Source organism: Tomitella biformata AHU 1821, assembly GCF_000524475.1.
GTDB classification, from domain to species: Bacteria; Actinomycetota; Actinomycetes; order Mycobacteriales; family Mycobacteriaceae; genus Tomitella; species Tomitella biformata.
In genome coordinates this window covers 157604-183889 of record NZ_BAVQ01000003.1, presented here as the reverse complement: position 1 = coordinate 183889, position 26286 = coordinate 157604, and the positions used below count along the sequence as shown (strand labels likewise).

26 protein-coding genes and 1 riboswitch are annotated in these 26286 nt (G+C 68.4%); of the genes, 16 read left to right on the top strand and 10 right to left on the bottom strand.

Annotated elements, in window-relative coordinates:
- Positions 1–14: 14 nt before the first annotated feature.
- The gene (locus TBIF_RS01825; RefSeq protein ID WP_024793177.1) at positions 15–431 is read left to right on the top strand and encodes a cytochrome c oxidase subunit 4; all 417 of its coding nucleotides are present in this window, start codon (positions 15–17) and stop codon (positions 429–431) included.
- Between the two features lie 113 nt (positions 432–544).
- Here TBIF_RS01825 and TBIF_RS01820 read toward each other — a convergent pair whose 3' ends face one another.
- Positions 545–994, bottom strand: coding sequence for a carboxymuconolactone decarboxylase family protein (locus tag TBIF_RS01820; RefSeq protein ID WP_024793176.1), 450 nt, complete (start codon positions 992–994; stop codon positions 545–547).
- A 154-nt stretch (positions 995–1148) separates the two neighbouring features.
- Here TBIF_RS01820 and TBIF_RS01815 point away from each other — a divergent pair, with 154 nt between their 5' ends.
- Complete coding sequence (locus TBIF_RS01815) at positions 1149–1481, top strand: cupin domain-containing protein (protein ID WP_024793175.1); 333 nt, start codon at positions 1149–1151, stop codon at positions 1479–1481.
- A gap of 20 nt (positions 1482–1501) precedes the next feature.
- Here TBIF_RS01815 and TBIF_RS01810 read toward each other — a convergent pair whose 3' ends face one another.
- From TBIF_RS01810 to ctaE, 5 genes are all read right to left on the bottom strand, one after another.
- Positions 1502–3013 carry a 3-hydroxyacyl-CoA dehydrogenase NAD-binding domain-containing protein gene (locus TBIF_RS01810; protein ID WP_024793174.1) on the bottom strand — a complete coding sequence of 504 codons (1512 nt, stop codon included), beginning with the start codon at positions 3011–3013 and terminating at the stop codon, positions 1502–1504.
- Positions 3014–3146: 133 nt separating this feature from the next.
- Positions 3147–4760, bottom strand: a complete 1614-nt coding sequence (gene qcrB, locus TBIF_RS01805; protein WP_024793173.1) for a cytochrome bc1 complex cytochrome b subunit — start codon at positions 4758–4760, stop codon at positions 3147–3149.
- The gene (qcrA, locus tag TBIF_RS01800) at positions 4757–5908 is read right to left on the bottom strand and encodes a cytochrome bc1 complex Rieske iron-sulfur subunit (protein WP_024793172.1); all 1152 of its coding nucleotides are present in this window, start codon (positions 5906–5908) and stop codon (positions 4757–4759) included. The genes qcrB and qcrA overlap by 4 nt, the downstream gene beginning before the upstream one ends.
- Positions 5905–6789 (bottom strand): cytochrome bc1 complex diheme cytochrome c subunit, encoded by an 885-nt coding sequence (gene qcrC, locus TBIF_RS01795; RefSeq protein WP_024793171.1) that lies wholly within the window; start codon positions 6787–6789, stop codon positions 5905–5907. Before qcrC ends, qcrA begins: the two co-directional genes overlap by 4 nt.
- A gap of 82 nt (positions 6790–6871) precedes the next feature.
- Entirely contained in the window at positions 6872–7483 is a 612-nt protein-coding gene (gene ctaE / locus TBIF_RS01790) for an aa3-type cytochrome oxidase subunit III (protein WP_024793170.1), read from the bottom strand.
- Positions 7484–7629: 146 nt separating this feature from the next.
- Here ctaE and TBIF_RS01785 point away from each other — a divergent pair, with 146 nt between their 5' ends.
- Both TBIF_RS01785 and trpD read left to right on the top strand, forming a co-directional pair.
- Complete coding sequence (locus TBIF_RS01785; protein WP_235174427.1) at positions 7630–8118, top strand: hypothetical protein; 489 nt, start codon at positions 7630–7632, stop codon at positions 8116–8118.
- Between the two features lie 95 nt (positions 8119–8213).
- Positions 8214–9314, top strand: a complete 1101-nt coding sequence (gene trpD / locus TBIF_RS22660) for an anthranilate phosphoribosyltransferase (RefSeq protein ID WP_051461306.1) — start codon at positions 8214–8216, stop codon at positions 9312–9314.
- A gap of 25 nt (positions 9315–9339) precedes the next feature.
- Here the strand turns inward: trpD and TBIF_RS01775 are convergent, their stop codons facing one another.
- Positions 9340–9615, bottom strand: a complete 276-nt coding sequence (locus TBIF_RS01775) for an Lrp/AsnC family transcriptional regulator (protein WP_024793168.1) — start codon at positions 9613–9615, stop codon at positions 9340–9342.
- 34 nt (positions 9616–9649) lie between these two features.
- Positions 9650–11386 carry a DEDD exonuclease domain-containing protein gene (locus tag TBIF_RS01770; RefSeq protein WP_200182721.1) on the bottom strand — a complete coding sequence of 579 codons (1737 nt, stop codon included), beginning with the start codon at positions 11384–11386 and terminating at the stop codon, positions 9650–9652.
- Between the two features lie 387 nt (positions 11387–11773).
- Positions 11774–11925: riboswitch (cyclic di-AMP (ydaO/yuaA leader) on the top strand.
- Positions 11926–11941: 16 nt separating this feature from the next.
- On the opposite strand from TBIF_RS01770, the gene TBIF_RS01765 reads away from it, so the two are divergent.
- The 4 genes from TBIF_RS01765 to TBIF_RS01750 all read left to right on the top strand — a co-directional run bounded on the left by TBIF_RS01765 (position 11942) and on the right by TBIF_RS01750 (position 16489).
- Positions 11942–12547, top strand: coding sequence for a C40 family peptidase (locus TBIF_RS01765; protein WP_038169386.1), 606 nt, complete (start codon positions 11942–11944; stop codon positions 12545–12547).
- A gap of 402 nt (positions 12548–12949) precedes the next feature.
- Complete coding sequence (locus tag TBIF_RS01760) at positions 12950–14014, top strand: C40 family peptidase (protein ID WP_038169508.1); 1065 nt, start codon at positions 12950–12952, stop codon at positions 14012–14014.
- 7 nt (positions 14015–14021) lie between these two features.
- A complete protein-coding gene (locus tag TBIF_RS01755) occupies positions 14022–15338 on the top strand; it encodes a hypothetical protein (protein WP_148302120.1) in 1317 nt (438 codons plus the stop codon).
- Between the two features lie 26 nt (positions 15339–15364).
- Entirely contained in the window at positions 15365–16489 is a 1125-nt protein-coding gene (locus TBIF_RS01750; RefSeq protein WP_024793163.1) for a glycosyltransferase family 4 protein, read from the top strand.
- 13 nt (positions 16490–16502) lie between these two features.
- On the opposite strand, the gene TBIF_RS01745 is transcribed toward TBIF_RS01750, so the two are convergent.
- Positions 16503–18320 carry an AMP-dependent synthetase/ligase gene (locus tag TBIF_RS01745; RefSeq protein WP_024793162.1) on the bottom strand — a complete coding sequence of 606 codons (1818 nt, stop codon included), beginning with the start codon at positions 18318–18320 and terminating at the stop codon, positions 16503–16505.
- 216 nt (positions 18321–18536) lie between these two features.
- Between TBIF_RS01745 and TBIF_RS01740 the strand changes: the two genes are divergently transcribed.
- The 6 genes from TBIF_RS01740 to TBIF_RS01715 all read left to right on the top strand — a co-directional run bounded on the left by TBIF_RS01740 (position 18537) and on the right by TBIF_RS01715 (position 22895).
- Positions 18537–18953, top strand: coding sequence for a hypothetical protein (locus TBIF_RS01740; protein ID WP_024793161.1), 417 nt, complete (start codon positions 18537–18539; stop codon positions 18951–18953).
- 10 nt (positions 18954–18963) lie between these two features.
- Entirely contained in the window at positions 18964–19398 is a 435-nt protein-coding gene (locus TBIF_RS01735; RefSeq protein WP_024793160.1) for an SRPBCC family protein, read from the top strand.
- A 35-nt stretch (positions 19399–19433) separates the two neighbouring features.
- Positions 19434–20633 (top strand): ArsA family ATPase, encoded by a 1200-nt coding sequence (locus TBIF_RS01730; protein WP_304941149.1) that lies wholly within the window; start codon positions 19434–19436, stop codon positions 20631–20633.
- Complete coding sequence (locus TBIF_RS24305) at positions 20630–21055, top strand: hypothetical protein (RefSeq protein ID WP_024793158.1); 426 nt, start codon at positions 20630–20632, stop codon at positions 21053–21055. Before TBIF_RS01730 ends, TBIF_RS24305 begins: the two co-directional genes overlap by 4 nt.
- Positions 21039–22085: an ROK family protein gene (locus tag TBIF_RS01720; protein ID WP_051461304.1), complete on the top strand. Its 1047-nt coding sequence runs from the start codon at positions 21039–21041 to the stop codon at positions 22083–22085. The genes TBIF_RS24305 and TBIF_RS01720 overlap by 17 nt, the downstream gene beginning before the upstream one ends.
- Positions 22086–22160: 75 nt before the next feature.
- Positions 22161–22895, top strand: a complete 735-nt coding sequence (locus TBIF_RS01715) for a lysophospholipid acyltransferase family protein (RefSeq protein ID WP_024793156.1) — start codon at positions 22161–22163, stop codon at positions 22893–22895.
- 14 nt (positions 22896–22909) lie between these two features.
- On the opposite strand, the gene TBIF_RS01710 is transcribed toward TBIF_RS01715, so the two are convergent.
- Entirely contained in the window at positions 22910–24226 is a 1317-nt protein-coding gene (locus TBIF_RS01710; RefSeq protein WP_024793155.1) for a glycosyltransferase 87 family protein, read from the bottom strand.
- Positions 24227–24277: 51 nt separating this feature from the next.
- On the opposite strand from TBIF_RS01710, the gene TBIF_RS01705 reads away from it, so the two are divergent.
- Positions 24278–24784, top strand: a complete 507-nt coding sequence (locus TBIF_RS01705) for a polyadenylate-specific 3'-exoribonuclease AS (RefSeq protein ID WP_024793154.1) — start codon at positions 24278–24280, stop codon at positions 24782–24784.
- Positions 24785–24830: 46 nt separating this feature from the next.
- Positions 24831–26216 (top strand): class II 3-deoxy-7-phosphoheptulonate synthase, encoded by a 1386-nt coding sequence (locus tag TBIF_RS01700; protein ID WP_024793153.1) that lies wholly within the window; start codon positions 24831–24833, stop codon positions 26214–26216.
- Positions 26217–26286 lie beyond the last annotated feature (70 nt).

Sequence of the window (26286 nt, the reverse complement as noted above, 5' to 3'; positions counted from 1 at the left end):
GGAACGGTACTGATATGAAGGTCGAAGCAAGAATCTTCGAGCTACTGACGATCTTTTTCTTCGTCATCGCAATCGCGTACGGCATCTTCACCCACTTCGACGAGCAGGGTATCGAATGGGCGGGCTTGACGGCGTTGGTGCTGGGCGGCGGCCTGGTGCTGATCATCGGCACGTACCTCAGGTTCGTGGCTCGGCGGCTCGACACGCGCCCCGAGGACTATGACGACGCAGAGATCAGCGATGGCGCTGGCGACCTGGGCTTCTTCAGCCCGCACAGCTGGTGGCCGGTCCTGATCGCGTTCGGCGGCGGCATCTTCGCCATCGGCTTCGCGCTGTGGCTGATTTGGCTGTTCGTCGTGGGCGTCGTGTTCATCCTGATCGCCTCCGCCGGCATGGTCTTCGAGTACCACGTCAACGCGGAGCGGCACTGATCCACAGCCCAACCGCGTGACGGCCGTTCGTCCGAGCACATGACAATGTCGTCGCATCCCCACCGGGGTGCGGCGACATTGTCGTTTCGGAGCTGTCGTTTCGGAGCTGCCGTTCAGAGTGCCGGGAGCTCTTGATGGGTGGCGATGGCGAGCCTGTTCCACACGTTGATCGCGCCGATCGCCATGAGCAGGCGAACCACCTGGCCCTCGTTATACGAGCGGCCCACGCGTGCCCAGACCTCGTCGGAGACGCCGCCCTGGCCAATCTGCGTGACCTGCTCGGTGAGCTCCAGGACAGCCTGCTCCGCCTCACTGAACCAGGACGGGGCCTCGCGCCAAGCGGACAGCACGTCCAAGCGGCGCTGGACCACGCCGTCCTTTCGGGCCTCGGCGGCGTGCATGTCCAGGCAGTAGGCGCACCCGTTGATCTGCGAGGCGCGGATCTTCAGCAGATGGATGATTGTGGGCGCGAGATCGCCCGCATGGATGTACTTCTCGATGGCCAGCATGCCACTGTAGGCGTCGGGGTCCACCGCATAGACGGATAACCTCTGTGTGCTCATCTGTGCCTCCTGGGGGCCGCGGCGTGCCCTTCGTGGACGGCTCGTCGTGGTCGCCCCGTCCTCCATGCTAACCAGGGCCGACGGATCGGGCTGGGGCTCGCGGGAATGGCCATTAGCCTGTGGCGCATTGGGGCGTTCGTGGACACTGGTGGGCATGAAGAAGATCTCGGTAGAGGCCCTCGCCCGTGAACAGCTGCTGGCCGCGGGAACCGCCGCGGGCGGCCGCGCCGCAACCACCGTTTTCGGTGGCCATGAGAAGGTTCTGCGCCAGACGGTGATCGGTATTCTCGCGGGCGCGAAGCTGGGGGACCGGGTCACCCTCGATGACTCGACCATCTTCGTGCTCTCAGGCCGGGTGCGGCTGTGCTCGGGCAACGACTACTGGGAGGCGCGCACCGGGACGCTGCTCGTGGTGCCCGATGCGAGCCACAGCCTGGAGGCGGTGGAGGACTCCGCGGTGCTGTTGACGGTCGCGAAGATGCATTAGGCCGCGTCGATGAGAGCTGGCTAGGTCAGGGCCGCAGGACGGGTGCCGGCGTACAGCAGAGATAGCCCCAGGTCGGCGCGGGTGCGCAGCCAGCCGCTGGCCCGGTAGCGGGAGTCTCCGGTGTAGTCGAGAAGGCCGTCGAGGATAGCGAGGATGGTCGACGGCCCGAGGGTGTCCCCGAGCGAAAGCGGGCCCTGGGGGTAGCCGAGTCCCAACTCCGCGCCGAGGTCGATGTCCGCGGGCGTGCCAAGGCCGTCCTGGGCGGCGGAGGACGCGACGTTGACCATGGAGGCGATAATGCGCTGGGCGACGGGCGCGGGCCCGTCCGCCGTGACGGTGATGGCCTTGCCGGTCGCCGCAAGGGCCCGGATTGCGGCGCGGCCGAGCTCGACGTCCACCGGCACTGGGGCGATGACCGTGAGCCGCTTGGTCTCGACGCTGAGGGGATCCACACCGATGGTGCGGCTCGCATCGAGGCCGTGCTCGATGGCCGCCAGATACGCTGGCCGGCCCAGCGGTTGGACCACGGAGATCACGCCGGGTCCGGGGGAGCCGACGACGCGGATGCTGGCATTGACGAGTAGCTCGGTGAGCGGCCCGCCGCCCACGACGTGGATGGCGATCGCCGTCGCGTCCTGCTCCAGTTGGGGCTCGGGCGCGACCTGCTGGGCGCCGTCGACGTAGGTGTAGAAGCCCTCGCCGCTCTTGCGGCCGAGGAGCCCCGCGGTGGTGCGGATGCCGGTGGACAGGGACGGGCGGAGTCGCTCGTCGCAGTAGAAGCCCCGCCATACGCTCTCGAGGACGGGGTGCGAGATGTCGAGTCCAGTGAGGTCCATGAGCTCGAAGGGACCCATTTTGAGGCCGATGGTGTCACGGGCGATCCGGTCGAGGTCCGCCACATTCGCGATGTCCTCGGTATGGATGGACAGGGCCTCTGTAGGAAGCCCGCGGCCGAGCAGATTGACGAGGAACCCGGGGTTGTCCTTGGCCAGGACCGGAGTGTGGCCGAGGGCCCGGACGAATCCCATCCCGGCGTCGATGCGGCTGGGGTCGGTGCGCATCCCGGGCACGATCTCGACCAAGCGCATGAGGGGGACGGGGTTGAAGAAGTGCAGGCCCAGCACGCGGGAGGGGTCAGCGACGACAGCGGCGATGGCGGTGATCGACAGCGAGGAGGTGTTGGAGGCGAGGGTCGCGTTGGGCAGGGCGGCGTCGAGTTGGGCGAATAGGGCCTGCTTGATCGCCAAGTCCTCGCGCACGGCCTCGATGACCAGATCCACCTCGGTGGAGGCTGCGTGGGGCTCAGGTCCCACGGAGAGCCGCGCGATGGCGGCCTCCGCTTCGGCGGAAGTGCGCAGGCCCTTCTCCGCGGTGCGGCGGAGCATCCTGGCGACGAATTCGAGGGCGGCTGGGACCGCTTCGGGGACTGCGTCGCATAGTTGGACGGGAAAGCCTGCCGCCACCGCGCTCTGGGCGATTCCGCGGCCCATCGCACCGGCGCCGATGATGCGGATATTGCTGTACTCGACCATGGAGACACCCTAGCGTCTCGGCGGAAGTGGAGGAACGGGGTTCACCGGTGGGGGAGGGGAGGAACACGAAACACGTGGGCCCCGAACCAGTTTCGGTTCGGGGCCCACGTTTCTCTAGCGAGGAGCGGCGGTGTTACTCCGTCCGGCCCTGTTCGATCTCCTGGCGGTCGCGCAGCATCTGCAGCTGGCGCTGCTCGCCGGCGTGCGCAGCCTCGTCGAGGGCCTCCGCCTCGTCGAGCGGGTCGGCCTTGACCCAGCTGCCAGCCGGGGGACGGCCGGCGGAACCGAGGTTGTTGAGCTTCTTCGGAACCGGAGCACCCTGGTAGTCCAGCGGGATCGCGTGGCCGTGCTCGTCCAGACCAGCGAGGGGCTGGTGCACCTCGATGTACTCGCCCTGGGGGGTCCGCTTGATGTGGCCGGTTTCGATGCCGTGCTCCAGCACATCGCGGTCGCTGCGCTGCAAGCCGAGGCAGAAGCGGTAGGTCGCGAAGTACACGAGCGGGGGCAGGATGATCGCGCCGATGCGGCCGATCCACGTCATCGCGTTGAGCGACATGTGGAAATTGAGCGCGATGATGTCGTTCATGCCCGAGAGCAGGAGGATCAGGTAGAACGAGATCGACATGGCACCCAGCGAGGTCCGGACCGGGACGTCGCGGGGACGCTGCAGCAGGTTGTGATGCTGCGTGTCCTTGGTCAGCTTCGCCTCAATCCACGGGTACGTGAACAGCAGCCCGAAGATCACGCCCATCACGATTGCCACCCACACGACCGCGGGGACCGTGTAGTTGCCCAGATAGAGCTCCCAGTTCGGGAAGATTCTCGCTAGGCCCTCGGTGAAGAGCATGTACATATCCGGCTGTGAGCCCGCGGAGACTTGCGACGGGTTGTACGGGCCGAGGTTCCACACGGCGTTGATCTGGAAGACGCCGCCCATGATCGCGAGGAGGCCGAAGGTCACGAAGAAGAATCCGCCGGACTTCAGTGCGAACACCGGGAGGATGCGGACACCGACGACGTTGTTCTCGGTGCGGCCGGCGCCGGGCCACTGCGTGTGCTTCTGGTACCAGACCAGCGCGAGGTGCGCGCCGATCAGTGCCAGCAACAGGCCCGGGATCAGCAGGACGTGCATGACGTACAAGCGCGGGATGATGATGGTGCCCGGCCAGTCGCCGCCGAACGCCGCCCAGTGCACCCAGGTGCCGACGACCGGGAGGCCGATCATAATGCCCGAGGTGATGCGAAGACCGGTGCCCGAGAGCAGGTCGTCCGGGATGCCGTAGCCGAAGAAGCCCTCGGCGATGCCCAGCAGCAGCATGACGCAGCCGATGACCCAGTTCGCCTCACGCGGCTTGCGGAACGCGCCGGTGAAGAAGATGCGGAACAGGTGCACCATGATCGACGCCACGAACATCAGCGCAGCCCAGTGGTGAATCTGACGGGCGAACAGGCCGCCGCGGACCTCGAATGAGATGTCCAGGGCGCTCTCATAGGCCTTGGACATCACGATGCCGCGCAGCGGCTGGTAGACGCCCTGGTACGTGGTCTCTGCCATCGACGGGTCGAAGAACAGCGAGAGGTACACACCCGAGATGAGCAGGATGATGAAGCTGTAGAGCGCGATCTCGCCGAGCAGGAAGGACCAGTGCGTCGGGAAAACCTTGTTGATCTGACGGCGCAGGCCCGCGGAGACGCGGTAGCGCTCGTCCATGCTGTTGCCGGCGTCAGCCAGGCGACTGTTACTCATGATTTACGCTCCCAGAAGGCCGGTCCGAGGGATTCGATGAAGTCGCCGCGCGCAACCAGGTAGCCCTCGGCGTTGACCGTGATCGGCAACTGGGGGAGCGCACGAGCGGCCGGGCCGAAGATCGGCTTGGCGTATTCCAGCGCGTCGAACTGCGACTGGTGGCACGGGCACAGGATGCGGTTGGTCTGCTGTTCGAACAGCGACGTGGGGCAGCCGAGGTGGGTGCAAATCTTCGAGTACGCGAAGTAGTCGCCGTAGTTGAAGTCTTCCTGGCCCGCGCGCTTGATCATCTTGGCGCCGTCCGCGCTGCGGAAGCGGATGATCATGACCGCGTTGCGTGAGCCGCGCATGGCGGTGAGCAGGCGATGGTGCGAGTCGGGGGCCGTCTCGTCCGTCTTGCGGTACGGGAACACCGTCTCCATGCCGCCGGCGTCGAGGTCCTCGGGGCGGACCAGCACGACGTCGTACGGGTTGCCGGTGTCGCGGCGGAGGAAGATCTCCTCGCCCTCGAAGTGCGGGGTCCAGCCACTGGTCCACAAGGTGCCGTCGCCGTTGTTGTCCAGGGTGGCGTTGGCCTTCCACGGGTTCTTGATCAATCCGCCCAGGGGGAGGATCATCATGACGCCCGCGGCGGCCGCGCCGAAGCCCAGGCTGCCCTTGATGAGGCGTCGACGGCCGAGGCCGGACTTCTCATAGGACTCGGTGAGCTGCGCGACCATGGTCCTGCGGTCGACCTCGTCGGAGGGGCCGTCGTGACGGACCTGGATGGAGACCTCTTCGGGGATGAACTTCTTGGTGAAGTGCACCGCGCCGATGCCGACCGCGAGGATTGACAGGCCCATCGTGAAGCCGATGAGGGGGGTGTACAGGCTGTAGACGAACTCGCCCTCCTCGCCCAGGCCCTTGTACTGCCAAGGCCAGAAGAGGTAGATGCCGATGAACGCGAGCGCGGACAGGCCGGCGATCGTGAACCAGATGGCGACCGTGCGCTCAGCGCGCTTCTCGGCCTTGGTGCCCTCGACCTCCCAGCGATCCTGCCGGTGGGCAATCTCGACGCCATCGAGGCTGGTGCCGAGCGTTACCAGCTCTTCCTGGCTCATGGCGTTGAGCTGCTCCTCGGTGTACTTCTCACCGCTGTTCTCGCTCATGACCTAGATCCGATCCACAGGGTGGCGCCAACGACGGCCACGATGCCAACTGCCCAAATGACTCCGGCCTCTGCGGCGGGACCGAACCCGCCGAGTCCCAAGCCGCCAGGCTGGAGAGCCTGATTGGAGTTCACCACGTAGGCGACGACGTCCTTCTTCTCTTCCGGCGTCAGCTGACGGTCCGAGAACTTGGGCATGTTCTCCGGGCCGGTGAGCATAGCCGTGTAGATCTGCGACTCCGTGACCGAATCAAGGTTCGGCGCGTACTTGCCGGAGGACAGCGTGCCGCCCTTGCCGGTGAAGTTGTGGCAGGAGGCGCAGTTCTGGCGGAACAGGTCGCCACCGACCGCGGAGTTGTCGCCGATCAGCGAATCCTCGGCGATGCTGCCGTCACTGTCGCGCACCACGACGGGACCGCCACCGTTCGCCTGGACGAACGCGCCGAGCGCGTCGACCTGCGTGGGGGTGAAGCGGTTCCAACCACGCATGGGCATCTGCGCCTCTTGGCGCACTGCCGGCATGCGGCCGGTCGTGACCTGGAAGTAGACCGCCGCCTCGCCGACACCGATGAGGCTGGTGCCGCGCTCCGCGATCCCCTGCAGGTTCGCGCCGTGACAGGTGATGCAGGTCTGGTCGTAGAGCTGCTTGCCCTCTTGGATCAGAGCGGAGTCGTTGATATCAGCGACCGCTACCTGGGGGGCTGGCGTCAGAACTGCCGACAAGACGCCCGCGCCGACCAGTCCGCTGAGGAGCAGAGTGGCGCCGGCTGCGCGTCGACGCAGCTTGCGGCGACGCTTAGCCCTCGCGGGGTCGATGGCGACTTGCGTCGCCTGGGACTCATCGTCGGAAGCTCCGACGACAGGTGGGGGAGATGAGTTCATCGGTATCCCTTTGTTGTATCGCGGGACGGACTGAACGACGAGACGGATGTATTCGCGTTCGATCTAACTTTGTGAGTATTTGCTATTGAACGATGTAGATCGTGAGGAACAGCCCGACCCACACGATGTCGACGAAGTGCCAGTAGTACGACACGACGATGGCGGCGGTGGCCTGTGCCGGGGTGAACTTGCTCATCTTGGTGCGCACGATGAGGTAGATAAAGGCGATCAATCCCGCGATCACGTGCAGGCCGTGGAAGCCCGTGGTGATGTAGAAGACCGAGCCATACGAGCTGCTCGAGAACGTGGTGCCGTGGCCAACCAGCTCGCGGAACTCGTTGGCCTGGCCGATCACGAAGATCGTGCCCAACACCAATGACACGATGTACCAGGCTCGCAAGCGGAACACATCTCCGCGCTCAGCCGCGAACACGCCCATCTGGCAGGTGAAAGATGAAATCACCAGGATGGTCGTGAACACCAATGCATATGGAATGTTCAGCTCGGTTGGCTCGGGTGGCCACTCGCCCTGTGCCTGCGCTCGCGCGACAAAATACATCGCGAAAAGGCCGGCAAAGAACATGAGCTCACTTGAGAGCCAAACGACGGTGCCCACGCTGACCATGTTGGGTCTGTTCAGTGAGTGCACCCGCTGGGTTATGGAGGATCCTGAAGTCCCTACTGCGCTCGTCACAAGTGGAAGTATGACCCTTCGTAGTAACTTCCGCCCAATCGGGTCCAAAATTGGTCCCGTCAATTTTATTGGGGAGCGTCTGAGCTGGGAGTTTGCAAAACGGCCCCATGAGCGTACGCGGCCCATGGCGTGCCAAGCTCGTGATCGTGAGTGATTTCGCAGTGGTGAGGGCGTATCGACGGGTACGCGGGGCGTTGTTTGGTCGTGCCGAGGCCGGGGTGGTGGAGCCCGACGACCCAGGCCTGGTCGTGGTGGTTGCCGGCTATGACGATGTGGAGTCGTGCTCGGCGGCGCTGGCGCGGGGGGCGGGCTCGGACCCGCGGTGGGCGGCCGACCGGCAGGCGTTGCTGCGGCACCCGATGGTGGTGCCGGCGGCGGCCGTCGAGGAGGTGGTCGGTATCGGGTCTCTGGCGGGCTATAGCCCCGTCGAGCCCGTGCCCGCGATCCGTGCCGAGGCGGTTGGGTCGCCCGCGGCCGGGGAGGTGCTCCTTGTCTTGGCCCGTAGCCAGGTGCTCGACGCGCTGCATTGCTCTCAGGAACGGTCCCGGATGGCTGGACTGGCGCAGCGTCACGGCGGCCGGGCGCTTGGCTGGGACGCGCTGCAACCCGATCCGATGGGCGGCGCCGCGCGGTGACTAGGCTTCCGGGCAGTGCTTGAGGAGCTTGTATAAGGGGACTGGTCGGCCGTGCTGGGTCAGTCTCGCCGCAATTAGTCCACGAGGTGGCGCACATGGCTGAACAACCAGGACGGGTCTCCACTGGCCCGGATCTCTCGGCGGCTTCGGGAGGCGGCTCGCAGGAGCGCACCTGGCCGTTAGTGCTGGGCGCGTTGACGGATCGTCGGGACCTAGCTGCGTCGGACACCGCGTGGGCTATGGACGAGATCATGACCGACAACGCGTCGCCCGCCCAGATCGCGGCCTTCGGCGTCGCGTTGAAGATGAAGGGGCCGACGGCCACCGAGCTGCGCGGGCTGGCCGATTCGATGCTGGGCCATGCGCGGCTGATCGACGGCGTGGCCGAGTCGGTGGACATCGTTGGCACCGGCGGGGACCGGGCGAACACCGTGAACATCTCTACGATGGCGTCCATTGTGGTCGCGGCCGCGGGCATTCGGGTGGTCAAGCACGGGAACCGCGCCGCGTCCTCGAAGTCCGGTGGTGCTGATGTGCTGGAGGCGCTGGGCGTCACGATCAGCCTGGCCGGGGACGACGTCGCGGAGTGTGTGCGGGAGGCCGGTATCGGGTTCTGCTTCGCGCCGATGTTCCACCCGGCGTTGCGGTTCGCGGGGCTGCCCCGCAAACAGATCGGCATCCCCACCGTCTTCAACGTGCTGGGCCCGTTGACGAACCCCGGACAACCACGTGCCGGCCTGATCGGCTGCGCGTTCGAGGACCTCATCGAGACCGTGGCGGGCGTGTTCGCGGAGCGCGGCAACTCAGCGCTGGTGGTCCGCGGGGACGACGGCTTAGACGAGATCACCACCTCGACGACCAGCACCGTGTACGTCGTCCAGGGCGGCACGGTCCGCAAAGAGACGTTGGACCCGACGACACTCGGCATCGCGCGGTCCCCCCTGGAGGCGCTGCGCGGCGGCGACGCCGAGGAGAACGCGGCGATCGCGCGGGCGGTCTTCGCCAGCGCGGCCGGTCCGGTGCGGGACGCGGTCCTGATCAATGCCGCCGCGGCGATCGCCGCCTATCGGGGCGTGCCGGGGTCGCTGGCCGACGCCCTCGCCCCCGCACTGGTGGATGCCGCGCGGGCGATCGACAGCGGCGACGCCGCCGCGCTGCTGGAGAGCTGGGTCGCGGTCAGCGGCCGGCTGGCCTAGCCAAACGGCTTAGCCGGGAGGGCGGCTACTCGCCGAGGGAGAAGGCGGCCTCGACATCCGCGCTGGAATACGAGTTGAACGCGATGTGGGTGGTCGTGCGCTTGATGCCCTTGACCCTGTTGATGCCCTCGGTGACAACCTCGGCGATCTGGGCGTGGTCGCGCACGCGCACGACGGCGACTAGGTCGACGTCGCCCGCGCAGGAGTAGACGGACTCGACGCCGTCGATGTCGGCGACGGCCTGGGCGGCCTCGACGATGCGGCTGGGCTTGGCGTGGGCCAGGACGATGGCGGTGATCATTGTTCTCCTCTGGTGGTGGTGGGCATGCCGGTGCTCAGATCCTAGGCGGATAGTGCGCCTCGGCGGCGGCGCGACCCGCTCGTGCGCGGTCGGCCCAGGACCGCCAGGCGCCCGCCCCTCGCGCGGGCTCCGCGTACCCGGCGGTGCCGCGGACGATGCGTACCCCGTCCCCGGCGAGCCAACTCGCCACCAAGCCCAACTCCTCGGCCATGCCGCCGCGGAGGGGGCCCGGCGACGGTTCGACGGTCGCCGCAGACTTCCCAATGATCTCGATGACGGGCATCGGCGCGACCCCGCGGACGGCGCAGCCCGCCGCCGCCAGGCGTCCGCAGCGGAGCACCGCGAACTCCCAGCCGCCGGCGCCGTCGGGCCGGGCTGCCACCAGTTCGTCGAGTGCGGCCAGCGCGCCCAGCCTTTGCGACCGCCCCAGCGCAGCGGTGAGCGCGCCCAGCCGGTCTCGCAGCCGCGCGGCGTTCTCGAACAGCTCGGCGGTGGCCAGAGCTTCGACGCGCTCCCGTGCGGCTCTCAGCGGCTTGTCTGTGCGGCCGCGGACGACGTCGAGCACGAGTTGGGCCCGCGGGGCATAGGCGGCGGCGTCCTCCGGGACCTGGTCCGCAGCGATGGCGGGACAGCCGCCGACCGGACCGAGCGCGCCGCAGTCCTCGCCGTGTCGGCCGGCCGCCGGAATCTTGGCGCGGCAGGTGCGCAGCCCACAGGCCGTCGCCAACGCGTCCGCGATATCCGCGGCGGCGGTCCGGCTGCGAATCGGGCCCAGCGAGTCCATGGTCGCGGTCCTGCTCACCACGAGGCGTGGGAACGCCTCTGCGGTCAAGTTGATCCACCACGCCTTGTAGGGCTGCTTGGACTTGCGGTTATAGGGAGGTGCGTGGGCAGCGATCAGCCGGAGCTCGCGCACGGCGGCCTCGAGGGCGTGGGCGCATTCGACGTGATCCACCCGGACGGCCAGCGCGACCATCTCCTTGATCCGGCCCCGCGTCTCGGAGCCGGTGAAGTAGGTGCGCACCCGGCGCCGCAGGTCCACTGCCGTCCCCACATAGAGGACCTCGTCCGAGGGGCCGCGGAACAGATAGACACCGGGGCGTCGGGGGAGCGCGTCCGCGAGGTGCCGCTTGCCCCGCTGGGCGGCGGTCACGGCCGGGAGATAGTCGATCAGCTCGGGGAGGCTGTGCACCCCCTGATTGCCGACGCGGGCGATGAGTCCGTGCAACACGTCCACGGTCGCGCGGGCGTCGTCGAGGGCGCGGTGGGTGGGCAGGGTGCTGACGCGGAACAACTCGGCCAAGGCGGACAGACGCACCGACGGGGCCTCATCGCGGGTCAACACCCGCCTGGCGAGCTTGACGGTGCACAGCACCCGGAACGCGGGCCAGGGCGTGGCGGACTCCAGCGCGGCGGCCTTCAGGAACCCGATATCGAACGGCGCGTTGTGCGCGACCAGCACCGCGCCCCTCGCGAACTCGAGGAAGGCTGGCAGCACCGATGAGATCCGGGGGGCCTCGGCGACCATCGCGGTGGTGATGCCCGTGATGTGGGTGATGTGGATGGGGATGCCGCGGCCGGGGTCCACCAGCGTCGCGAAGTCTCCAAGGACTTTGCCGCCCTGGATCTTGACCGCACCGATCTCGGTGATCGCGTCCGAGCCCGGCTTGCCGCCCGTGGTCTCCAGGTCCACGACGACGAAGATGGTCTGGTTCAACGGCTCATCGAGCTCGTCGAGTCGCAGTTGCACGCCGGCGGGTGGGGAGGTCATGGGAACGAGGGTAAAGGCCGCCTCTGACATGACTGCCGCGCGGCGGCTGCCCCGCCGGGCGCCGCTGATCCGGCCGCACCCAACACTGGCAAAGAGAGGTGTGTCACAGTGAAAAGTGCGCTGTGCAGAACATGTTCGCCGTAATTCCGGCGATCGCCGCGGCCCTGCCGGCTGGAAGTGGCACGGGGATACCAATCTGACCAGCGGGGACGACCGGCCTGGCGGACGCGGGGGGCGGGGGTGCGCCAGGTGGCGTGCGGAGGCGTCCCGCGGGTCTGGGGCGTGGCCGACACGCGTGCCTGGCGGATGGACTGGACACGGAAGGTCACCGTTTCGTAACCTTCCTGAGACATTGCGAAGTATCACCGCGCCATTCCGGGGCGGGAGCGCAAATCACCACCTAATCGGCGTAGTACTGCCGAGCCGGGGACCCAATCGTTACTGGGGTGAATCCCTGCCTGCTTGACCGCGGGCGGGGTAGGGCAATCTTCCTAGCCCGAACCCGTCAGCTAACTCGGTCGGTGGATGTGGAAGAAATGGAGTGACCTCAAGGCTATGGCCAAACACAGGTTGAACACGCAGTCCAACATCGGCAGGAGCGTGCGAGGCGCAGTCGCCGTCACCGCAGTCGCCGCAGGTGCCATGGCCCTTACCGCAGGCCCGGCAGCAGCAGACACCATCACCGTGGACGGCATCGGTTCTTTCGAGGTCCCGGCCGGCATCGCGCTTCCCGATCTCTCGGCGTTCCCCGGTGTGGTCCAGGGCTTGCCCGCATTCAGCATCGACGAGCTCACGCAGTCGAGCCCCCTGTCGCAGGGCGGCGTGGGCCAGCGCGCCCTCGCGGCCGCCGACAGCAAGGTTGGCTCGCCCTATGTGTGGGGTGCCACCGGCCCGGACGCGTTCGACTGCTCCGGCTTGGTGCAGTGGGCCTACGACCAGGTCGGCGTGGCCCTGCCCCGCACGAGCGGGCAGATGGCCGGCTTCGGCACCCCCGTCGCCGAGCGCGACCTGCAGGTGGGCGACATCATCGTCTCCTACGGTGGCGGCCATGTCGCCCTGTACGCGGGCAACGACCAGATCCTGCACGCGTCCACGTCCGGCACGCCGGTCAAGTACGCGCCGCTGGACCGCTCCGGCATCGAGAGCATCCGCCGCGCCTGATCCACGCCGCGTCCACCGACGCGAAGTGCTGCACATCTTTGTTGGCCCCGGCAACCGGTTGGTTGCCGGGGCCACCATACTTTCGGGATAAGTTACCGGCGGGTTGGACAGTGTCGAATCCATTCCGTAACCTTATTGAGATCTAGTCGGCCGTCTAAAAGTTCGTGAGGCGGCCTCGGCCGGGTGGGCAGGATCCACCGGCCGAGCGCAATGCGACGGGTGGCGGGGGCGGGTATTCATGCAGGTCATGACCGCACCGGGGGAAATCTGTGTGTCGCATAGGTGGACTGAAGTTTGACGAGTGAACGGAGAGCTAGCATCGTGCTGTCGCATCGGGCAAGGCTGACGGTTCGGGGGGCCACCGCCGCTGTGGCGCTGGCCGTCGGAATCGGTTTGACCTCTGTGGTCCCTTCCCTCGCGGATCCCGCCCCGGCGCCGCAGGGCGAGCCTGCTCCTGCCGTCGAAGCTCCGACCGCTCCAGGCGTGCCGGGGCCTGACGCGCCAGCTCCAGACGCTCCGCTGGCCGAGCCGGCGAATCCCGGCGACGCCGTCGCGCAGCTCATCGACCTCTCCCGCAAGGTGGAGCAGAACAACCAGAAGTTTCTCGCCGGCCAGCAGCAGGTGGATGAGCTCGTCCGCGCGCAGCAGGATGCCGACGCCCGCCGGGACGCCGCGCAAGCGGTGGTGGACGAGGCCGCGGGCCGGGTCACCCAGTACCAGAGCACGGCGAACGCGGTGGCGCTCGCGAACTATAAGGGCGTCCGCACCAACGGCCTCTACGCCGTGATGACGAGCGACTCGCCGCAGCAGCTCTTGGACCAGATGTCCGCCTACGGCCGGATCAACGCCGACACGAAGGCGCGGATGACCGCGTTCACCGATGCGGTATCTGATGCGACGGCAGCCCGTGCGCAGGCCACCGAGGCGATGGACGCGGCTACCCTCGCGACGGTCGGGGCCGAGGAGGCGCAGGGGGCTCTGAGCCGCGAGCGTGACGGCCTCACCCAGCAGATCGACCACGTGCGGAATATCTACGCGGAGATGACCGGCGCCGACAGGGCCGCGTTGGCCGGACCGCTGTTCCCCGAAGGCTTCGACCTGGGCAGCCTCGGCGACGGCACCGGCCTCGGCTACGCCGCGCTGCAGGTCGCGCTCACTCGCATCGGCACGCCCTACGTCTGGGGCGCGACGGGCCCGGACTCATTCGACTGCTCGGGCCTGGTCCAGTGGGCATATAAGCAGGTCGGGATCAACACGCCCCGCACCGCGCTTCAGCAGTCGCTCGGCGGCACACCGGTGGAGCAGAAGGACATCCTGCCCGGCGATGTGGTGACCTTCTATGGCGACGTCTCACATGTCGGCATCTATGCCGGCAACGGAATGATGGTGCACGCCTCGACCTTTGGCGTCCCAGTGAAGGTCCAGGAGATCTCGGCCTTCCCCATCCACAACATCCGCAGGTACTAGACCCGCCGTGGCGGCCTTCACACGGCGCGGAGCCGTGGCGGTGGCGCTCGGCGCACTGCTATTGACCGGTTGCGCGAGCGCCGCGACCGACAGCGGGGGAGTCAAGCCCACCACCGATGTGGCGAATCCCTATCAGGCGGAGCGTAAGGCGCAGATGCAGCCGGTCTTGGACCAGTGGGCACAGGCGCTGCGCGACGGCGACGAGGAGGCCCTCCGTGCTCTCACCGACCCGGCGGCGGCGCCCGACTTCATCCAGCGCCAGATGCGGGCGGCTGGCGGCATCAGCAAACTGGACTTCACGCGCTGGGACTTCACCATCGGCGATGATCCCGAGGTGTTCGTCCCCCAGGGCATCGCAGACCGGGTGGGCGGGCTGGACGTGGCCGCGCCGCCGGTCTATCTGAACTTCCAGCTTGCGGGCGTCGACGAGAAGCCGGTGAGCACCCCCGTCGGCGTGATCATGGCCCGGCGCGGGGACACGTGGACCCTCGTCAGCGACAACGAGACCGCGGACAGCACCCACGCCACCTGGCCTGCCGGCCCATGGGTGTTCGGCCCCACGGAGTCCCTGAAAGTGCCCAGCGGCACCAGCGGGGACGCGGGCCTGGTGCTGTTCCACCCGGGCTCGGAGTCGGCGGCGGGGCTCGTCGCGGCGATGCTGCCGGACGCGGTGACGGCCATCTCGGACTTCTGGGGCACCGATTGGGACCGCTCTGTGGTGGTGGAGATCGCCGCGAGCGATGAGGAGTTCAGCGCGCTCACGGGGAACGAGATGGGGCGCACCGACGTGGCCGCCGCGTCGATCTCCCTGCGCAAGGACGGCGAGCAGGACGGCCATGGCCAGCGGATCGTGTTCAGCCCGTCGGCCTTCGACCGGCTCGACGAGCTCCAACGCACTATCGTGCTCCGGCACGAGCTCACGCATCTCGCCGTGCGCCGCGACACCGGCCGCGGGGCCCCGGCCTGGCTGGTGGAGGGCATGCCGGACTACGTCGCCTACCGGGGGCTGGGCGTGCCGCTGCGCGATGCTGTCCCACAGGTGGCGGCCATGGTCGCGGCGAACGGCCCCCCGGACTCGCTGCCGGAGGACATCGCGTTCGCCGGCACCATGGCGGACCTGGCCTATCAGCTGGGCCGCACAGTCTCCGACTTCGTTGTGGCCACGATGGGCGAGGACAAGCTCAAGGAGCTGCACCGCGCGCTGGCCATCGGCGGCCTGGCCGAAGGCCCGCTCGACGCGGCTGTCATGCAGGTGACCGGCATGAACATGAATCAGTTCACCACCGCCTGGTCGCAGTGGCTGGGGGCGCAGTTCGGCGCGTAGCCGGGCTACGGCTTACGGTATTGGCCATGCGTCGTACGTTGCTGGTGACCAATGACTTCCCACCGCGGGCCGGGGGGATCCAGTCCTATCTGCACACCTTCGCGATGCAGCTGCCGCCAGAGCAGCTGGTGGTCTACGCGCCACGCTGGCGCGGGGACAGCCATGTCCGATTCGACGCGGAGCAGCCGTTCGAGGTGATCCGGCACCCCACGACCTTGATGCTCCCGACCCCGCTGGTGTACCGCCGGGCCCGCAAGATCATGCGGTCGCGAGGCTGCGAGACGGTGTGGTTCGGCGCCGCCGCCCCCCTCGCTCTGCTGGGGCCGGCGCTGCGGCGGGCGGGCGCGGAGCGGATCGTCGCGACGACCCACGGGCACGAGGTGGGCTGGTCGATGCTGCCGGGGGCGCGGCAGGCGCTGCGGCGGATCGGGGACAGCGCCGACGCCATCACCTACGTCAGCAGATACACGCGCGGGCGGTTCTCCGCGGCCTTCGGCGCGCAGGCGCCGCTGGAGTACCTGCCGCCGGGCGTGGACACCGAGGCATTTGCCCCGGATCCGGTGGCACGGGTTGAGCTGCGGGCGCGCTATGGGCTGGGAGACGCGCCCGTGATCGTGTGCCTCTCGCGGCTGGTGCCGCGCAAGGGCCAGGACATGTTGATCCGCGCGCTGCCGCTGATCCGCCAGCGGGTGCCGGGGGCGCGCCTGGTGATTGTCGGCGGCGGGCCCTATGCGGAGAAGCTGCATGCGCTGGCGGCCGCGACGGGGATGGCGCAGCACGTCCTGTTCACGGGCTCTGTGCCGGCGAACGAGCTTGCCGCACACCACAATATGGCGGACGTGTTCGCGATGCCGTGCCGCACCCGCGGGTCGGGGCTGGACGTCGAGGGCCTGGGGATCGTGTTCCTGGAGGCGTCCGCGTGCGGGATCCCGGTGGTCGCCGGGGATTCCGGCGGCGCCCCGGAGACCGTGCTTGAGGGGAAGACTGGCCACGTGGTGGACGGCCGCTCTATCGCGCAGATCGCCGACACTGTCGCGGACGTCCTCGAGGACCCCGAACGCGCCGCGGCGATGGGCGCGGCCGGGCGCGAGTGGGTCCAGTCGAACTGGCGCTGGGACGACCTGGCCGGCCGTCTCCAGCGCCTGCTCTAACTGCTGGGCCCTACTACTTGGCGTAGAGCGACTCGATATCTGCGGCGTACTTTTCCGTGACGACATTGCGCTTGAGCTTCATCGTCGGGGTGACCTCGCCGGACTCTTCGGTGAAGTCCACGGGCAGGATCGTGAACTTCTTGATGGCCTCGGCGTGGGAGACGATCAGGTTCGCCTTCGCGACCGCGCCCTCAATCTCGGCGAGCAGCGCGGGGTCCATCGCGAGATCGCCGACGCTGGCGGACTCGGCCTTGCCATTGCGCGCCTTCCAGGAGGGGAACGCGTCGGTGTCGATGGTGATCAGCGCGGCGATGAACGGCTGCTGATCGCCCACGACCATGGCCTGGCTGATCAGGGGATGCGCGCGCAGATCGTCCTCGAGGCCGGCCGGGGCGACGTTCTTGCCGCCGGCGGTGACGATGAGCTCCTTCTTGCGGCCTGTGATCGTCAGGAAGCCGTGCTCATCGAGGGCGCCGAGATCGCCGGTGTGGAACCAGCCGTCGACGATCGCCTCGGCGGTGGCCTTGTCATTGCGCCAGTAGCCGTCGAATACCCCCCCGCCGCGAACCAGCACCTCGCCGTCGTCGGCGATGCGGACCGCGTTGCCGGGGATGGGTTGGCCCACAGAGCCGACCCGGATGTTGTCCGGGGTGTTGACCGCGACGGCGGCCGTCGTCTCGGTGAGGCCGTAGCCCTCGTAGATGGTCATGCCCATGCCGCGGAAGAAGTGGCCGAGCCGCGCGCCGAGGGGTGCGCCGCCGGAGATCGCGAACGTGCAGTTGTTGCCGAGCACGGTCTTGAGCTTGGAGTAGACCAGCTTGTCGCAGAGGGTGTGCTGGAGGTTCAGCAGCGTGCCGGGGCCCTGGGGCGTGTCCTGGGCCTCGCTCCAGGCCACAGCGGTGCGGTCCGCGAAGTCGAAGATCTTGCCCTTGACGGAGCTGCCGTCGTGGGCGGTCTGGCGGGCTGAGTTGTAGACCTTCTCGAACACCCGCGGCACCGACAGGATGAAGTCGGGCTTGAACGTGCCGAAGGTGGGGACCAGGTTCGGGATATCGGAGAAGTGCCCCACGGACACCCGGGCCTGGAAGGCGGCCAGGCTGATCGCGTGCGCCAGGACGTGCGCCATCGGCAGGAACATCAGCAGCCGCCGGCCGGGGATGAGCTCGGTGTGGAAGGCCTCGCCGGCTCCGCGGGCCTCCATCAGGAGGTTGCGGTGCGAGAGTTGGCAGCCCTTGGGGCGTCCGGTGGTGCCGGAGGTATAGATCAGGATGGCGGGCGTGTCGGCGGTCAGGCCCGCGAGGCGGCCGGCGATCTCCTCGTCGGAGGTCTCCGCGCTGGCAGCCGTCAACTGCGCGATGACGCCCTCGGGGGAGTGCGTGCCGGGCTCGATCTGGAGCACGGTGCGGAGGCTCTCAGCCTTGTCGAGGAGTGACGCGATCGTCTTCGCGTGGTGATCGTCCTCGATGATCATCGCGACGGCCCCGGAATCCTCGAGGATCCACTCGACCTGACCGGTGGAGGACGTCTCGTAGATGGGCACGCCGATCGCGCCAGCGGCCCAGATGGCGTAGCCGAGCACCGACCACTCATAGCGGGTGGCGGCCATCAGGCCCACCCGGTCGCCGGGCGTGATGCCCAGTGCCACAAGGCCCTTCGCCGCGGTCCGGACCTCGCTGGCGAAGTCGGCGGCGGCCACCGGCCGCCAATCGCCGTCCACCAGCTTCTCGAACACGGTGACGCGCGGCTCGGACTTCTCCAACTCGAACACCGCGTCCACACCGGACTCGTCGTCGGCCACGGTGAATGCTGCCGGGGCGCTGAACTCTTGCACTGGGACCTCCATGAAGGGCGGGCCCGTGCGCTCGGGATCGGGGCCTCGCACCCTCGATACGGCAAGCGAACTGACCGCGATGTTGATAATCGGCACTAACCATAACCCGCAATGGTCGGCTGATGGGCGTTCGAATGGGACGGTGGCGGCGCGATGGCCGTCGGGTTGGAGGGTCCTGATGGTGGGGGCCGGCGACGGATGTGTGAAGCTCGACGGGTGACGAGTATTCAGGTGGCGGACCAAGGATTCATCGCGGTGCCGCCAGAGATGGTGGCCCCGCTGATCGCCGACCGCGCCAGCTGGCGGCGCTGGTGGCCCGACCTGGCGCTCACGGTGCGCGAGGACAGGGTGGAGAAGGGTATCCGCTGGACCGTCGCGGGCCCGTTCACCGGCACGATGGAGATCTGGCTCGAGCCCTCCCTGGACGGGACGATGCTCCACTACTTCATGCACGCGGAGCCCACGGGCGCGAAGGCCGCCGGCACCTCCGGGGCCGAGGTGCTGGCAATGAACCGCGCGTGCCGCGAGGCCGGCAAGAAGATGAACTTCGAGGTCAAGGCGGTCCTGGAGCGCGGCCGCGCGGTCGGCGAGGCTCCCGCCCACACGCGGACCTCCACGCCGGCGGAAGGGTAACGTTCGCGCCATGGCAGAGCAGACCAGCGGCTCGATATTTATCGATGCCCCCGCACACGAGGTGATGGCCACTATCGCCGACGTCGGCAACTATCCGGCGTGGGTCGCGGCCGTGCAATCGGTCGAGGTGCTGGCCACCGGGCCCGACGGCCACGACGAGCGCGTGCGCTTCGTGATGGACGCGGGCATGGTCAAGGACACCTACGTCCTGCAGTACGAATGGGCGCGCAGCGGGCTGACAGTCAGCTGGGAGCTGGTCGAGGGGCAGATCCAGACCGCGCAATCGGGCTCCTACGTGCTGCGCGAGGTCGGCGGCCAGACCGAGGTCACCTACCGACTCTCTGTGGACCTGAACATCCCGATGATCGGCATGTTCAAGCGCAAGGCTGAGAAAGTGATCATCAATACCGCATTGGGCGAGCTCAAGAAGCGGGTGGAGGGCTGAGCCTGCGGCACGCCGCCGAAACCCGCCTGCGTTTGGTGGTGGGAAAGGGCGGCGTGGGGAAAACCACAGTGGCCGCGGCCTCCGCCGTCGCCGCCGCCCGGGCCGGCCAGCGGGTCCTACTGGTGTCGCTGGACCAGGCGCACTCGCTCTTCGACGCCTTCGGCCTTCAGTCGGGCCTAGGCGTGACCGCGGTAGCCGAAGGCCTGGACCTCCTGCAGCTCGACACCCTGACCCTCCTGGAGGATCGCTGGCGCCCGCTCGCCGCGCTGCTCTCCTTGGGCGGAAACCACCAGCACGGCGCCGAGTTCGGCTCCCTGGAAGCGGACGAGCTGACCGGGCTGCCCGGCGTGCAGGAGATGCTGGGCCTCGCGGAGATCGAGTCCCTGGTTGCGCGCGGTGAGTGGGACACCATCTTTGTCGACTGCGCGCCGACGGCCGAGACCCTCCGGCTGCTTGACCTGCCGGAGGCGTTGACGGCCTACCTGGAGCGGCTGTGGCCCCGCCATCGTCGACTGGCGCAGGGCGCGTCCTCTCCGCAGCTGTTGCTGCTGGTGGGCCTTCTGGAGCGAATGAATTCCGCCGCGGCGAAGGTGCGCGAACTGCTGGGGGACGGGACTCGCACCCGGGTGCGACTAGTGCTCTCGCCGGAGCGCGTGGTGCTGGCCGAGGCCCGCCGCACCCTTACGGCGATGGCGTTGTTCGGGATTTCCCTCGAAGCGCTCATCGTCAACCGGGTCCTGCCTGCCGCGGCCGACAGCGACACCGACACAGCCGACGATCCCGTCCGGGCTTGGTACCGGGCGCGGTTCGCGGAACAACAAGAGGTCCTCGGGGAGCTCTCGGCGGACCTCGGGGACACGCCCCTGCGGACGGTGCGCTTCGCCGCGCGGGAACCCGTCGGCCTGGAGCTGCTCGGCGAGATCTCCGTGCAGTTGGAGATCCCCACCAGCCCCGGGTCTCCGCCGCCGGTGCGCGGAGACCTGGGCGAGGTGCACCTCGAGTCGGGTGCCGGGCTGGATGCCGTCTACGTGCTTTCGGTCCGGTTGCCGCTGGTCGATCCGGCGACGGTGACGCTGGGCCGGGTGGAGGACGATCTCCTGCTCGGGGCAGCCGGCGTGCGCCGCAGAATCCGCCTGGCCTCGGTGCTGCGGCGCTGTGATGTCGCCGGGGCAGAAATGGCCGGCGAGCTGTTACAGGTACGGTTCACTCCTAATCCGGAGGTGTGGCCACAGTGATCGGGCAGTCAGAGCAGATGGGCGAGGAACTGCGGTCGGTGCTGTCCGCGGTCATCGCCGCGGTCGAGCCGATGCTCGGCCAGCTCGCCGCCCCGGACGCTCCCGCCGGTAACTGCACGTGGTGCCCGGTCTGCGCGTTGGTGGCGCTCTCGCGTGGCGAACAGCACCCGCTCTTGACCGCGATCAGCGTGCACGGGGTGGCGCTCCTGGCGATCCTCCGCGATGTCCTCGCGGACGCGGCGGCCACCCATGCGGCACAGACGAATCCCGACGTCGGCGCAGAGGCCGCAGAACCGGGTCAGCCCGAATCGGGACCGGCCGACGCGGCGGAGTCCGCCGAGCCCGCGGGCCGGCGGCGGCCCACCTTCGAGCGCATCACCGTCAATCTGACCGGGGCAGACCGCAATGGGGCCCGCCGCTAGCGAGGAGTCGGCGACCCCGCTGGTCAAGGGCCGCCGACCGTTGACTATTGGGATCGACGTGGGCGGCACCAACCTGCGCGCGGGCGTCGTCGATGCGGAGGGCCGGGTTGTCGACGCCGTCTCCGTGGACACCCCCCACGAGGCGCAGGCCCTCGAGGACGCGCTCGTCGCTGCCATCTCCGAGTTGCACGGCCGCAACCCGGTCGCGTCGGTGGGGCTGGCCGTCGCGGGCTTCGTCTCCCGTGAGCAGGATCGCGTCCGGTTCGCCCCGCACCTGCCGTGGCGCGACGCCCGGGTGCCCGAGCTGCTCGAGCCGCGCGTCGGGCTCCCCGTCTTCTTGGAGCACGACGCGAACTCCGCGGCGTGGGGCGAGCTGTACTTCGGCCCGGCCTCGCTGGGGGAGAATGTCGCGGTGGTGGCGATCGGCACCGGCATCGGGGCAGCCCTGCTGATCGGCGGCGAGATCTACCGCGGCTCCAACGGGGTGGCCCCGGAGCTCGGCCACCTCCCGCTGGTGCCGGGCGGCCGGGCGTGCCCCTGCGGCAAGCGGGGCTGCTTCGAGAGATATTGCAGTGGCACCGCTTTGGCGGCCACGGCGGCCGAGATGCTCGCCGCGGACCCGGGGCGCGCGACGATCCTGACACCCGGGGGCGAGCTCGACGGCGCCGCGGTCGCGCGGGCGGCCACCGCGGGTGACCCCATCGCCCTGGCGGCCATCGCGGACTTCGCGCATTGGCTCGGGGTCGGCCTGTCTATCGTGGCGGACGTGTTCGACCCCGATCTGATTGTGGTCGCCGGCGGGGTCGCGGCATCGGCGCCATTGTTCTTGGAGGACGCGCGCCGCACCTACGCCGGCATGGTCACTGGGGCCGGACACCGCAGGCTCGCGCGCATCCGACGCAGCGAGCTCGGTGCCAACGCCGCGCTGATCGGCGCGGCGGAGATGGCTCGGCGTAAATGGGGGTTAGCCGAATTGCCGGTTGCGGGACCGGCTGGAACCTCTGCGCGCGACGAGCGGCCGGATCGGTAGAGTCCAGTATTGAGCGCCAGGCCACAGCGGTGGCGGTGTTGGGGAGATTTTTCAAAGCGGCTACGAGGAGCTCAAATGTGGTACTGGCTGTTCAAGTACGTCCTGGTCGGCCCGGTGCTGTGGGTGCTGGGCAGGCCCAAGGTCGAGGGGCTCGAGAACATTCCGACCAGCGGGCCGGTGATCCTGGCCAGCAACCACCTCGCGGTGGTGGACTCGCTCTACCTGCCAATGATGGTGCCGCGCCGCATCACCTTCCTCGCCAAGAGCGAGTACTTCACCTCACCCGGGCTCAAGGGGCGATTCAATAAGTTCTTCTACTCGGCGGCCGGCCAGGTGCCGATCGACCGCAGCGGCGGCAAGGCGTCGGAGGGCGCGTTGATCTCAGCGCGCCGAGTCCTCGAGGAGGGCAAGGTCCTCGGGCTCTACCCCGAGGGCACCCGCTCGCCGGACGGTCGGTTGTTCAAGGGCAAGACGGGGATCGCCCGGATCGCGCTGGAGACTGGGACCCCCGTCATCCCCGTCGCCATGGTCGGCACCGACATCATGAACCCCATCGGCTCGAAGTCCTACCGTCCCACCAAGATCGTGGTCCGAGTCGGCAAGCCCATGGACTTCTCCCGCTATGAGGGCCTGGGCGGCAGCCGCTTTATCGAGCGCGCCATCACGGACGAGATCATGTACTCGTTGATGAAGCTCTCCGGCCAGGAGTACGTCGACATCTACGCGGCGAGCCTGAAGGACGGCCCCGCGAAGGCCAGCCCCGCGGAGCAAGCCGGCTCGGACCGGGTTCCAGACACCCAGGCGGGCTGAGCCGGCCGAAGGCGTTAGACGATGATCTGCCGGCCGTCCTCGACGGCCGGCTTTCTCGTCTCCGCCTGATCCGCGGCGGCGGAGGCCGTGCGCGGCGGGGCCACCGCGACGGTGATGATGACCGCTAGCGCCCACCAGAGATAGGACGAGCCGAGGATCTGGCCCCACAGCGGCCAGGCAATCTCGAGGTTGTGGCCGGAGCCGAGATGCCAGTGCACGCCGGCGGCGAAGACCACAAGTCCGAGGCCCGCGAGCACGCCGAAGCGTCGGAGCCGGTGGGTGTAGGCGAAGGCGGCGAGGCTGATCAGCACCGGCACCGCCCACACCCAGTGGTGCGACCAGGAGACGGGCGAGATGAGCAGGCCGAGGAGCGCGGCCAGACCCAGCGTCAGGGCTGGCTGCTTGGCCTCATGGGCCCGCCACATCGCGAACGCGGCCAGAATCACGGTCAGGCCGGACAACCCGATCCAGACCAGCGACCGGATATCGTCCGGCATGCCGAACCTGGCCAGCAGGCCGGTGATGGACTGGTTCGCGGCGTACATCGGGTTGCCAATGCGCCCCGAGTTGACCAGCGTGGAGAACCAGTAGGTGAGGGAGTCTTTGGGGGCGAACGCCACGCCGATGCCGGTGAACAGGAGGAAGGACAGGCCGCTGACGATCGCGGCGCGGAAATCCCGTCGGATCAGGAAGTACAGCACGAACACCGCGGGGGTGAGCTTGATCGCCGTGACCAAGCCGATGAGCATGCCGCGGGGCCACGGGGTCTTCTTCAACAGGCAGTCGGCGGCGACGAGGGCCATCAGCACGATGTTGACCTGGCCATAGTTCAGGGAGGAGACCACCGGCTCCAGCCAGAGCGCGACGGCGAGGATCGCGGCGCCGGTCCACAACAGCGGCGTCCGGGCGGCGAGGGAGGGCGCGGGGCCGCTCCGCAGCGAGCGCAGCCAGATGCCGACCGTGACGGCGAGCATGACGATGCTGGAGATGGTGATCAGCAGCGAGGCGATAGACAGGGAGACGAAGGTGAACGGCGCGAAGACCACGGCGGACAGTGGGGGATAGGTGAACGGCAGGCCGATCCCGCCGGAGGTGAGGGGCATGGGTCCGTAGAGATCCGCGCCGGAGCGCCAGACCGAGGCGCCGATGCGGTAGACGTCCAGATCAATCCGATACTTGATGCCGAGATCGCGTACGCCGGGGAATCCCACGAGGTTGACCGCAACTCCGAAGGCGAGGGCGATCACGATCGCGATGCGGATGCCCAGATGGGGTTTCGAGGGCTCGGACGAAGCTCCCGATGTCTGGCCCGTGGTGGTGGCCACCTTCATGAAGCTGTCCCCTTTTGCGTTGGCGCGCACGGTTGGAACTAAGATGTTGCGGTGCGCTACTTCTACGATTGCGAGTTCATCGAGGATGGACGCACGATCGAACTCGTGTCCATCGGCGTCGTCGCAGACGACGGTCGTGAATTCTATGCTGTCTCCACTGAGTTCGATCCATCGCGTGCCGGTAAGTGGGTCCGCGCCAATGTATTGGACAAGCTCCCCTCCCCGGCCTCGAAGGCCTGGCGCAGCAGGGACCGCATCCGCGAGGGGCTTATCGAGTTTCTCCTCGACGGGGACGATCCCGACTACGCGCAGCCCGGCCAGATCGAACTGTGGGCCTGGGTGGGAGCCTATGACCACGTCGTGCTGTGCCAGTTGTGGGGCGATATGACGGCGCTGCCGCGGTACATGCCGCGCTACACCCGCGAGCTCAAACAGGTGTGGGAGTACGTCGGCTCGCCGGAGCTGCCGCCGCTGCCGGGAGACGCGCACGACGCGCTCTCCGACGCCCGCCACAACCTCGCGAAGTACCGGATGATCGAGGCCCGGCTGCCCGCTTAGTGGGCCAACGTGTGAGAGATCTCAGCACGCCGCCTAGGCTGTAGGGGTGAACTGGACTGTTGACGTTCCCATCGACCTCCTTCCCGACCTGCCGCCGCTGCCTGAGCAGCTACGCGAGCAGCTGGATGCCGCGCTGGCCAAGCCCGCGCTGCAGCAGCCCGGCTGGGACGCGGCGCAAGCGAAGAACATGCGCACCGTCCTCGAATCCGTGCCGCCGATCACCGTGCCCGCAGAGGTGCGGGCCCTGCAGGAGAAGCTCGCGGAGGTCGCGCGCGGCGAGGCCTTCCTGCTCCAGGGCGGCGACTGCGCGGAGACCTTCGCCGACAACACCGAGCCGCACATCAAGGGCGTGGTGCGCACGCTGCTGCAGATGGCCGTCGTCCTGACCTACGGCGCGAGCATGCCGGTGGTGAAGGTCGCGCGCGTGGCCGGGCAGTATGCCAAGCCGCGCTCGGCCAACACGGACGCGCTGGGCCTGCTGTCCTACCGCGGCGACATGGTCAACGGCTTCGCTCCCGACGAGCGCGCCCGCGCACATGACCCGTCACGACTGGTCCGCGCCTACGCCAACGCGTCCGCCGCGATGAACCTGGTGCGCGCCGTCACGAGCTCGGGCATGGCGGACCTGCGCAAGGTGCATGACTGGAACCAGGAGTTCGTCCTGAACTCGCCCGCCGGCGCCCGCTATGAGGCTCTCGCCGGGGAGATCGACCGCGGCCTGCGGTTCATGGACGCCTGCCGGGTCACCGACCCCGCGCTGTTCACCTCCGACATCTACGCCAGCCACGAGGCCCTCGTCCTCGACTACGAGCGCGCGCTGCTGCGCCTGGACGACTCCGGCGACGAGCCCCGCCTGTACGACCTGTCCGCGCACTTCCTGTGGATCGGGGAGCGCACCCGCGACCTCGATGGCGCGCACATCGCATTCGCCGAGCTGCTCTCGAACCCGATCGGCCTGAAGATCGGGCCGGGCACGACGCCCGAGCAGGCGGTCGAGTACGTCAAGCGCCTCGACCCGCACAACACGCCGGGCCGGCTCACCCTGGTCGCGCGCATGGGCAACGCCAAGGTCCGCGAGGTCCTGCCGCCCATCGTCGAGGCCGTCGAGGCCACCGGGCACAAGGTCATCTGGCAATGCGACCCGATGCATGGCAACACCCACGAGGCGTCCACCGGCTATAAGACCCGGCACTTCGACCGCATCGTCGACGAGGTCCAGGGCTTCTTCGAGGTCCACAACCGCCTCGGCACGCACCCGGGCGGAATCCACATCGAGCTCACCGGCGAGGACGTCACCGAGTGCCTCGGCGGCGCGCAGGATATCTCCGACGCGGACCTGGCCGGCCGCTACGAGACCGCCTGCGACCCGCGCCTGAACACCCAGCAGTCCCTCGAGTTGGCGTTCTTGGTCGCGGAGATGCTGCGCGGCTAGCTTCTCGCGTTGTGGTGCCAGCACCCCCGATTGCGCGCGCCGGTTCTGACCCCGGGCACGGGATCGGGGG